This is a genomic window from Mycobacterium sp. (assembly GCF_025965855.1).
Lineage (GTDB): Bacteria > Actinomycetota > Actinomycetes > Mycobacteriales > Mycobacteriaceae > Mycobacterium.
Genome location: NZ_JAOPWB010000293.1, coordinates 1 through 9944 on the forward strand (window position 1 = coordinate 1; position 9944 = coordinate 9944).

The 9944-nt window shown below is 62.8% G+C and carries 9 protein-coding genes and 1 tRNA gene; 7 read left to right on the forward strand and 3 right to left on the reverse strand.

Features of this window, described 5'->3' with window-relative positions:
• From JWP83_RS24910 to JWP83_RS24925, 4 genes are all read left to right on the forward strand, one after another.
• On the forward strand, positions 1–628 hold a 628-nt coding region (locus JWP83_RS24910; protein WP_297736426.1), incomplete at its 5' end, for a TIGR03621 family F420-dependent LLM class oxidoreductase.
• A gap of 42 nt (positions 629–670) precedes the next feature.
• Positions 671–743: transfer RNA gene (locus JWP83_RS24915), tRNA-Arg, on the forward strand.
• A gap of 342 nt (positions 744–1085) precedes the next feature.
• Positions 1086–1817, forward strand: a complete 732-nt coding sequence (locus JWP83_RS24920) for a helix-turn-helix domain-containing protein (protein ID WP_297736428.1) — start codon at positions 1086–1088, stop codon at positions 1815–1817.
• The gene (locus tag JWP83_RS24925) at positions 1811–2524 is read left to right on the forward strand and encodes an RES family NAD+ phosphorylase (RefSeq protein ID WP_297736431.1); all 714 of its coding nucleotides are present in this window, start codon (positions 1811–1813) and stop codon (positions 2522–2524) included. Before JWP83_RS24920 ends, JWP83_RS24925 begins: the two co-directional genes overlap by 7 nt.
• Positions 2525–2726: 202 nt before the next feature.
• Here the strand turns inward: JWP83_RS24925 and JWP83_RS24930 are convergent, their stop codons facing one another.
• Positions 2727–2882 (reverse strand): hypothetical protein, encoded by a 156-nt coding sequence (locus tag JWP83_RS24930; RefSeq protein WP_297736434.1) that lies wholly within the window; start codon positions 2880–2882, stop codon positions 2727–2729.
• A 575-nt stretch (positions 2883–3457) separates the two neighbouring features.
• Between JWP83_RS24930 and JWP83_RS24935 the strand changes: the two genes are divergently transcribed.
• From JWP83_RS24935 to JWP83_RS24945, 3 genes are all read left to right on the forward strand, one after another.
• The gene (locus JWP83_RS24935; RefSeq protein WP_297736437.1) at positions 3458–5980 is read left to right on the forward strand and encodes a HAMP domain-containing sensor histidine kinase; all 2523 of its coding nucleotides are present in this window, start codon (positions 3458–3460) and stop codon (positions 5978–5980) included.
• The gene (locus tag JWP83_RS24940; RefSeq protein WP_297736440.1) at positions 5964–6719 is read left to right on the forward strand and encodes a hypothetical protein; all 756 of its coding nucleotides are present in this window, start codon (positions 5964–5966) and stop codon (positions 6717–6719) included. The genes JWP83_RS24935 and JWP83_RS24940 overlap by 17 nt, the downstream gene beginning before the upstream one ends.
• 79 nt (positions 6720–6798) lie before the next feature.
• The gene (locus JWP83_RS24945; RefSeq protein ID WP_297736443.1) at positions 6799–7734 is read left to right on the forward strand and encodes an MBL fold metallo-hydrolase; all 936 of its coding nucleotides are present in this window, start codon (positions 6799–6801) and stop codon (positions 7732–7734) included.
• A 588-nt stretch (positions 7735–8322) separates the two neighbouring features.
• On the opposite strand, the gene JWP83_RS24950 is transcribed toward JWP83_RS24945, so the two are convergent.
• Positions 8323–9384, reverse strand: a complete 1062-nt coding sequence (locus JWP83_RS24950; RefSeq protein WP_297736446.1) for a hypothetical protein — start codon at positions 9382–9384, stop codon at positions 8323–8325.
• Positions 9385–9483: 99 nt separating this feature from the next.
• A partial coding sequence (locus JWP83_RS24955) for a hypothetical protein (RefSeq protein ID WP_297736449.1) occupies positions 9484–9944 on the reverse strand: 461 nt, incomplete at its 5' end.

Sequence of the window (9944 nt, forward strand, 5' to 3'; positions counted from 1 at the left end):
GTATGTGCTCAATGCCGGATTCTACAAGCCGGCCCTGCTCAGCAGGGACCTGCAGGCCCTAGACCTGTTGAGCGACGGCCGGCTCGAGATCGGGCTCGGAACCGGCTATGTCCGAGAGGAATTCGAGGCCGCCGAGCTGCCGTACCCCAGCGCCGGCGCGCGGGTCGACTACCTCGAACACATGACGACCTACCTGAAGGACCATCACCCGACGACGCCGATCCTCATCGCCGGCAACGGCGACCGGGTGCTGACGCTGGCCGCCCGGCACGCCGACATCATCGGACTGACCGGCGCCCGGGTCCGCGACGTCGAGGACCCGCTGGCCGAACGCATCGAGTTCGTCCGCAACGCCGCCGGTGATCGGTTCGAGTCGCTGGAGCTGAACATGGTGATCACGGCGATGCCCCCCGAGGGCGAGACCGCACCCGATCTCAGAATGACCCGCCAGTATGCACCGGATCTGCCCGACGAGCAGTTGCTGTCCATGCCGTCGGTGCTCAGCGGGTCACCCCGCGAGATGGCCGACACGCTGTCCGGACTTCGCGAAAAGTATGGGCTTACCTGCTTCACCGTGCAGGACAACAACCTCGACGCCTTCGCAAAGGTCATCGCCGAACTGCGGTGAGCGGGCCGCTGCGCAGGCCATCCCGGTAAGCTCAGCCCGTCCGCCCTCGTAGCTCAGGGGATAGAGCACGGCTCTCCTAAAGCCGGTGTCGCAGGTTCGAATCCTGCCGGGGGCACTCGCTGTTTTCGCAGGTCAGCGATGGTTTTCAGATGTCCGCCGACTTGACTTGGCTTGTTCTGGTCGGTGCCTTGGTCGGTGATTGTTTGGCATCAGATGACTCACGTTGGTCGGCGATGGTCAATCGCGCCGCGACGTTGAGTCGGGAAGCGATGTCGTCCAGATCTGTAGGGAACAGTCTGGTGTGGTAGTCCAGCATCCTCACCGCTGATTCCGCCGCACCTCAACTCCCAATCCTCACCACAGACGACGCGGCGCGCTGAAGGGCACCGCCAGTCTGAACATCATGCTGAACACACGGGCTCTAGCGTAAGTAGCATATCTTGCGTATCCTGCAGACATGGCTGGAATCTTGGTAGTTGAACGCATGACCGTCGGTAGCCGGGGCACTCGCCGACTCCCGAAGAATCTGCCGTGGGACGTCCCTGGACGCGATCAACTCGAGCAGGCGCTGCAGAACGCCGGACTGGCCATCATCGCGGTCGAGAAAGTTGAGGAAGCACCCTCACCGGCTGATCCTGGCTCCGATGACAAGTCTCGGTTGCGCGCCGAGTTGGAGGCTCTAGTCAACGAAGCCGACGAATCCGAGCTTGCGCGGCTAGAGGAAGCCGTGACGGTATCGTCGGACGACGGCATCAATGAGCGCTTCTGGGGACCGGCGCCAGACTCGGTGACCGCAGCCGAGGCAGTCGTTGCCGACCTCACCGACCAGTTCGCGCAACGACGCGACCTCGCCGCGAACAGCTTTAGCAGGGAGGCAGCCGCCGAACTGCTGGGCATTAGCTCACAGAGCGTCACGGACAAACTTGGATCGCGAAAGCTAGTCGGAATCAAGGTGGGCCGTGAATGGCGGCTTCCTCGTTGGCAATTCGACCCAGACAACACCACCGGCGCGCTACCCGACCTTGACGTTCTGCAGGCGGCCTTCCCGGGCGGACCCGTGAGCCTCTCGCGATGGATCATGCGACCTCACCCGGAATTTGGCGGGCGAACCCCGCGCGAGGAAGCGATCACCCACGGCAGCCAGTCGGTCATCAATGTCGCGCGCAACCTCACCGCGGCCGGATGGTAAGAGCGCTCGGACCACCTCCAGACCCGCTTCCCAAAGCGAAGCGAGTCTGGAGGTGGAACCCACCGGCCGCCTCAGCACGCTGGTGGTGGTGCCGCGTCTATCACCTAGGCAAACACGTCCCCGACGGCATCACCTTCCGGCGGTACGGGCCAAAGGCGCGGTTCGACCACCACCTGCCCGCCGACCCTTCGGTCGTGGACAAGACCGGCCGACGAGTGCTCTACGTCGGTGAGGACTTGGCGACCTCGGCATGCGAAGTTTTCGGCGAGGCGGGCGTCGCCGCGATATGCCCCTACTACCGGGTCGCGATCATCGCCCCCACCACCACCCTGACGATGTTCGACCTTGCGGCAAAAGGCGCAGCCCTGGCGATCGACGCGCTCCCCGCCCTCGGCGACGGCAACGAAGCCCGTTCGCTAACACAGCGGTGGGCCCGCGCCATCTACAAAGACCAACCCGCCGGACCCGGAATCACCGGCATTCATTATCGCTCGGGCTACAACAGCGGCGAGTCACTAGCACTGTGGGACTGCGATGCCGATGTCGAAGTCGTGCGCGACGGTGGCGGCCATCCACAAGACATCGCACTCGACGACCCACGAATTCTTCCGCGCCTGCAGGTTCAGTTGCGCCGACGCCGAATCAACGTCACCACAGTGCCTTCCAGCGAATGCAGCGAGTGCAAGAAAGAAGCACTCGCCCCCTAACACCGCCGCCGCTGCCTACGACGTACTCGCCGAACAGCACCAGCACCCCACCGACGCCGAACGCAAATACATCCCGTCAACGCGGGTCACCACCGTTTTGTCGGCGGCAGGTCAGCGATTGACGGCTGCATCTACCTCGGCCGCCCTCCGGACAAGGTCAGATGGTGCTCGTTTCCACGACCAGCGACGGTGTTAGGGCGAATCACCGAGCAGTGGCGAGCATCTCGGCGATATCGACGAACTTCACACGGGGTCGGCCTGTTTCGGCGCCTCGCCTGAGTGCCTCGGCATCGGTGGTCTGCCACTGCTTCCACATCAACGGCGTAGCGCCGCGCTGCGCGAGCATGACATCAAACACCGACGCACCGGTGCGGCTCGCAACACGCCGTCCCGCATCGTATTTCGCATGAATGGTGGATAATCGTCATTATCCATGAATCTAGTGCGCGTATTGCAACGAACTAATCAGCTTCTCCTCTCTTCGTTGCGCCATCTGCGTCCTCGAGCGCTCCATCGAGCACGCTCTACGCCTGGACAGGTGCAGCGAGCAACGATTGCGTTACGCCGCGCGGCCTTGCGGAGTTAACCTCGGCACGGTGGCGGACAGCCGCCGGAGTCACTCGGCTCGTCGGGGTGCGTCCGGCGGTAGATCGGTGCCCATTCCGAATCACACGTGGGGCCTGCCTCGGAGATCCGTCGATACTGGCTCGATGCGCGACCTACCGGACGGCCCCTCGCGCCTGACGAGAATCGCAACCCGCAGGTCAGACGCTGTTATTGTGATACCAGACGCTGACGCTCCGGCGAGTAGAGGACACGAGGTCCTCCGCCGCCGCGCCATCGGCGACCGGGATCGAGGGTTGACGTGTTGGCTCGAGTCGAGAGCTGCCGACGGATCGGCCTGTTCGGCGTAGCACCGATCGGGAATTCCGGGTGACCGCGCTCAATTGGAGGTCGACCACGGCCGACCTTCGTCGCGTACTGGCTGAATCCCACGCAACCGGCGCCGACCGCAGAACGATCGAATCCGTACTGGAGCTCGCATCTGACTTCCTGTTCTCGATCGGGTTCAGCCGGACGCGGTACTACAAGGTGTCTGAACCGCCCGCTTACGACGCCGCAAAGCAGCGCAAACACGCTGATCTGATGGACGATCGACCGCTGTTCCTGCTGTGGCAGCGGTCGGTCGACGGAGGAAAGCCCAAACAGTCGCCTGGATATCGCATCTACTACCGCGATACGACACTGAACGACCAGGAGGCCAGAAACGAACATCTCACAAGCCCGGTCGCCGCCCAATACGACCCGAACGCCTCGGAGCAAATTCGGAAGTGGGTTGCGGATCTCGATCTCGTCGATCGGGCGTGGATAGACATACCGGTGATCAATCAGGGAAAGCTGGAGGGGATGATTGCCGTCGACTGGCCCGGAGCGACCACGGACGTCACCGACGAGAATCTGACGACACTGTCGTTGTTCTCCTCGATCGTGGCCTCGGAGCTCGCGCGATGCACGGACCCGATGGCGAACTACCTCCAGGAGGCGGTCGCGGCCATCACCGAGGACGGCTCGGCTGCGCAAATTTCGGCGACCGAGTTGCTGATCGAGGCAATCTCGCTGCTGGTGGAGAATCTTGACATCGCCGTGGCGACCATCTTCCGCTACGACTGGACGACCAGGGCGCTGACTTCCGTGAAGAGAATCGTGCACTCGACGTTGCTTCCGCTGAAGGGAAGCGAGGCCAGTATGGACGAGGTCTACGATTCGGGGCAGTTCCTCACGGGCAAGGCGTGGGAGGACGAGGCGTACACGAAGGTCATTGACTTCGACAACCTTCGAAAGCAGAAGCCCGACATGGTCTACGGCCCATCGGTCGAATTCCACCAGCAGTTCGGAGGGCGTGTCCGCTCGGTGCTCTACGGCAAGGTCGGAACCCAGGACGCCCGCTACATGGTCAGGTTGATAAACCGCGCCTCCGAACCCGAAGTGCCGCTCTTCTTCCAGGAGAACGTCTTCGAGAAGTTCCTGCAGGATCTGTCACCACTGATCGAGAACCAGATCCAAGCCGAGCGAGCCACTCTCGTCACCGAGATAGCGACGATCGCCGCCGCCGACGGCGGCCACGACGACGCTCCGAGAATCCGCCGGAGCTTCAACGAGGACGAACCGGTGGCCGTTGCACCAGTCGACCTCGCGGCGAGGATCACGGGTGGACTGCGAACGTTGGAGGCGATCACGGATCCGATTTTCATAGCGCAGCGAGGAAGTGAACCGAAGCCGCACTTCGTCTACTGCAGAACCATTCTGGACCCGAGTCCGCTGTCGGGGTTGAAGAACGACGCAGGGTATCGCGCGACCGTCGACTCCCCGATGCGATTCGTGATCACACGCCTGGATGTCGAATCGTCCATCGCCGAGATCCTCCGGCCGCGGAGTCCAACTGCGACGCACATAGTGTGGTTCCCCTTCCGCTGTGGCCTCACGCGGGGTGTCGTCGTCGTGCCGATGAGGGCGAAGTCCGGAAAGAACGAGCCGAGAGGCCCCGGGCGCGAAGTCGCCGACTTCGTCTACCAGCTCGGCTTCTCCCTGGGCCAGGCCCTCGAAATCGCCTACACGTCAGCGCAGGCCGACGGTGCGATCCGGGCGCTTTCGCTGGTCGGACATGAGATGACGACGCCCCTCGCCGCGTTGAGACAGGCGGCGAACACTGCCGTCATCGTGGCGAAGGACGAGATCTCGACGATGGACACGCGCAGCCGTGACGACCGAACCCCGCCCTCCTACTTCTCCGGATTGCAACGGGAGGTCGACGGTTACGCGGATCAACTCCGGTCGATGGTCCACCTCGGATACATCGTCGGCCGGGGATCCGACGAGGGCATCTCTGGTTTCCGACGGTCGATCGACGTGCGCACGATGATTAATCGCTCGACGAATCGGACGAGCCAGGAGCATCGGGCGGGCGCAATCTTCACCGAGGCTTCGGCCGTGGACTTCCGGCCTCCGAGCGGAACGGCGCGGCGAACCATCGTCTGCGAGAAGAGTCTCGTCGAAACGGCGCTAACCAACATCTACCGCAACGCGGTCAAGTACTCGGTTCCGAGGGACGGCTACGTCCGCGTCACCACCGCGGTATCGGAGCAGGAGAAGTTTCTGGACATCGCGATAACGAACTTCGGCAAGGCGATACCACCGGAGTTCCAAGAACTGATCTTCGCGCGCTTCGTCCGCATGGCCCACGACATGCGCGTCTACCGACGAGGGATGGGACTCGGGCTTCATCTGGCTCGTCAGATCGCTCGAGCTCACGACGGCGACGTGTACCTGGACGAGAATGAGCCGCAAAGCGACGACCGCTCCTCGCGTCGCCGAGGGGACGAGCAGCGGTACCGCACCACTTTTCGTCTGAGATTGCGAAAGAACTTGAAGGAGGGTGAATATGACCACCGGCTTTAGGGAGAGTGCAGGTGCATCGGTCGCGGACATCAAACGCTTCGTCTGCTTGGTCGAGGACGAGCCGGCGACGACACTGGCGATCGTCGAGGAACTCGAGCGTCGCGGCGTGGATGTAGCCGTTAAGGGAGTTGTCTCAGACGCCGAAGTGCTGGTGCGGGAGCATCGATGCGACCTGATCCTGATCGACCTGAGGATCGCGCAGGGCAGGCACGATCTGCACCGCGGCGGCGAACGCTTCGCCATCGACATGTCCAACGGGGTCTTCGGGCCGACGAACGCCACGACGCCGTTCGTGATCCTGACGGCCTTTCCGTACGAAGCGGATCGAGAGGGCCTGGGTGCGCTCCAGAACTACTGTGGCGTCATCGACAAGACGGCTTCGTCTCTAGCCACCCTGGCCGCATCCACGGCGAACTTGTGTCCATGGCTCACCGAACTCACCTTCGACGAACCCGACCTACCGCACATAATGGTGGACCTGTTGATGGTGGAGGAGCAGTCGGTTGACGATTCCGTCCACTTCACCGTTCCCTCCTGGAGTAGCACCGAGAAGGTGCCGGTGAAGACGGATCGGTTGCCGGCGGAGCTGCAGCAGGAACTGGCCTACGGCTATCGGCCGGTGTTCGTGTGGGCGAAGGTCAACGTTCGCGCCAGCCGCGCCGAGTACGTGCGCCCACACGATTACGCGATCCATGAGGTCGACGACGACAACAGCACCTTCGACTGGATGAAAGCCTAAGCACCAGCCGCCATTTCCCGCTCGAGCATGTCTCGTCGGGGGTTACGAACATCTCTGCGCGTCACAAACGGGGGGGCCAATGAAACTCGCCATACTGGATGTCGGGCACGGCAACTGCGCCGTCCTCTACGAGGACCGGCGGCCCGCAGTCGTCATCGATTGTCCGCCCGGGGACACGCTATCGGGATTCCTGCGGAAGAGCCGGATCGACACCGTCAGCGACCTGATCATCTCCCATGCCGACGCCGACCACTGCGGTGGGGTCGCGGCACTGATGCGCTCCGGAATCCTGGTTCGGAAGATCTGGATGCTGGACGAACGCCAGAACAAGAACGTCTTCTACACCTGGATACTGCAGAACTTCAAGCACGCCGAGGACAACGGCTCCCCCATCGGACGTGATTACCCCACCGCACAGGGCGCGGACATTCCGATCGACGACTACCTGGTGGAGTTCGTGGCGCCCAATCACTGGAATGCAGGGCAGGGGAACAACCGGAACCGCCTCTCGGTGGTCGTGCGAGTGTCCAGAGGTGATCGCGGAATCGCTCTGCTTCCAGGAGATCTCGATTGGGTCGGATACCAGAACATTCACGGCGAGCGTGACATTTCAGCACAGTGGCTGGTGGCTCCGCATCATGGCGGTGGCGCAGGGGCCGGCGACGCGGCACCGAGGCTGCTGGCGGCGTTGATCGAACGGTGTCGCGCCAAGGAGGTCGTGTTCTCCATACACGAAGACCAGTTCGAGCTGCCCCGGCCGGAGCTGCTGACCCTATTGCGGACACGACGCCCGGAAGTGCAGGTGCGTTGCACCCAACTCTCATCGCACTGCCGAAAACTCCCGTTGCCCGCCCTCGATGACTTTCACAACGTCTGGAGCAGGGGTGTGACGCTCACAGGCAACTCGTGTTGTTCCGGCACCATCGTCATCGACACGTCGAGGGGAGACACGTGGGACAAGGCGCCCGAACATGACTCATTCAAGGAGTCCATTCCAGGTGCCCAATGTCGTTGACGGGAAGCGCGCAGTCCCGTCGCCTGCCTCGCTTCGGCGCCGAACACCGCCGGTGGCGCGCGAATGGTGCAGCAGACGCCGTGGGATCTTCACCCATTTCGCGCGAGAATGGCAGGCGGTCTGGGGTTAAACGATGCCGCTGCCGATGCTTTCCTTCACCGTCGTCGCCCATATAGGGCCTCCGACTCACTGTTTACAACAATCGCGCGGAGCCAGGTGGAGGGGCGCGAGGCAGGGTCCAGGAGTTCTTATATAGATTTCAGGTGGGATGAATTCTGTGGCCGCCTTGAAGTCATGTGATCGCCACGAAATACATAGCGGCTCAACGTATTACGAGCCCACCCCCTCGCCGGCGTAGTTTCCGGCAAAGACCAGCATGTCCCCCGACATCGTGCCATGACGGTCGAACCACCAGCACCGACGTTGACGCGGCCGCAAACTCGTCAAGCACCAGCAAGGCACTCGCGTTATGGCACGTTCGTGAGGTCGGTAGTACCTACGTCAGCAGATCACGCGCGAGGAATTGTGTCGTCACCTCACGAATCAACGCCAGACTACGGGCTGTGCCTCATCGCCCAGCGCTCGAGATCAGTCGTCCTCGTCGAGCGGTCGAACTCCCGGCACGGGCGCCCAACCGGGACGGGGTAGCCCGGCATACGCGCAGACTGTCCTGCCTTCGGTGGCGACCACGTGGGCGCCTCTGCGCAGCGCCGCGTTGGTCACTTTGGGGCTTGGATGATGTGGGCTCGCCTTCGCCGAACTGATCACCGCGCTGACTGTGTCGACCGACCCGATCGACCCAATGATCCTGTCCAGCAACGACGGTGACACGTTATTGCGGCTTCCGTGGTGAGGAAGCTGAAACACATTCAACGGCTGGCTGAAAAACGAACCGAATAGACGTTCGTACTCGGCGGCAGCCAAGCTCAGTGCTGATACACCGGCGTCGCCGGTCAGCAGGATCCGGTGGTCATCGGCCGACCGCAGCAGCAGGACTGCCGACGAGTTGTTGCGGTGACTGGTCTGTGGGTTCTCTTCCAGCGTCTCGACCGGTAGGAACGGCAGTGTTCTACTCAGCACGTCAAGGCCGGCCGAGCGGACAGCCGAGTACGCCTTCGCCGCCGCGCGTGCTGCCGCCGCGCCCGGGCTCGACCGCTCTTCGCGTATGTGCTCGCCGATGAGGTACTCGTAAAACTCCTCGGTGGGTCCCAGCACGCGCAACTGCCCTCCCCATCGGGTGAGGCCGGTGAAGGGCTCTGCCACTGTCACGCCTCGAGATTCGGCGGCATCGATGACTGCGTCGACCATCGCGATGTTCGTGAAGTAGGCAACATCAGCGGGTGCGAGGTGATTACGCGGCTGATGGATCAGTAGCTCGCCGACCCTCATCTGCTCCACCACGCGCAGCAGCCCGTTGAGATGATCGTTATCCGGATGGGTGGAGACGACGATGTCGACAGTGTAGGTGCCGTAGTAGGTGTCGATGTGGTCGATGAGGTCCTCGCCGATCGCGGAGTGTCCGCCGTCGACGACGATGACCCGACAAGATCCGTCCGGAAGCCAGAGTCTGCCAGCGATCGCGTCTCCGCTCTTGGTGCCGCCGCCCCCTGCGGCCTCCACGGGGAGAAAATCCAGTTCGTAGCCGTACATCATCGATCACCTGCCAGCAGCGCTAGTGCCCGAAACCCGCGGCGCCCGAGGGAGCCGGCAGCGGTCAGGCGTCCAACGGTTTTGTCTTCCCTCACCGGTTCACACGAGGTCCGGACAGTAATGGGCGACCAGGACACGCGTCAGCTGCTCGGCGCGCACGGTGATTGCGTTGAGTAACGGGGCCGGAATCGTCGCGAAGTTCGTCGGATACTGTTCGACGTCCGCTCGCGCGACCAGATCGGCCACCGGAACCGGAAGGTTCTCATCCCTCATCCCGAGGTAGGCGTGAACAAATCCCTTGATCTGTCCGCTTTCGCCGGCCAGGTGGATCCTCGACCGGCTCCCGTCTTGGCTCTTGGTGTGTGTGATCTCGAAGGCCCGCTTCATGCGGCCCGGCCAGAACCGCGGCGCCTTACCAACGCTTCGCCCCTGACCGGCATCAGCGGCGATCAGGTAGTCCAGATCGTAGACGTGGTGCGTGTACTCGGCGACACGCCCCGGTAGAAGAGGTGAGAGCCCCAAGTTGTCGTAGACGCCGCCGTCGGTCATCGTCACATTCC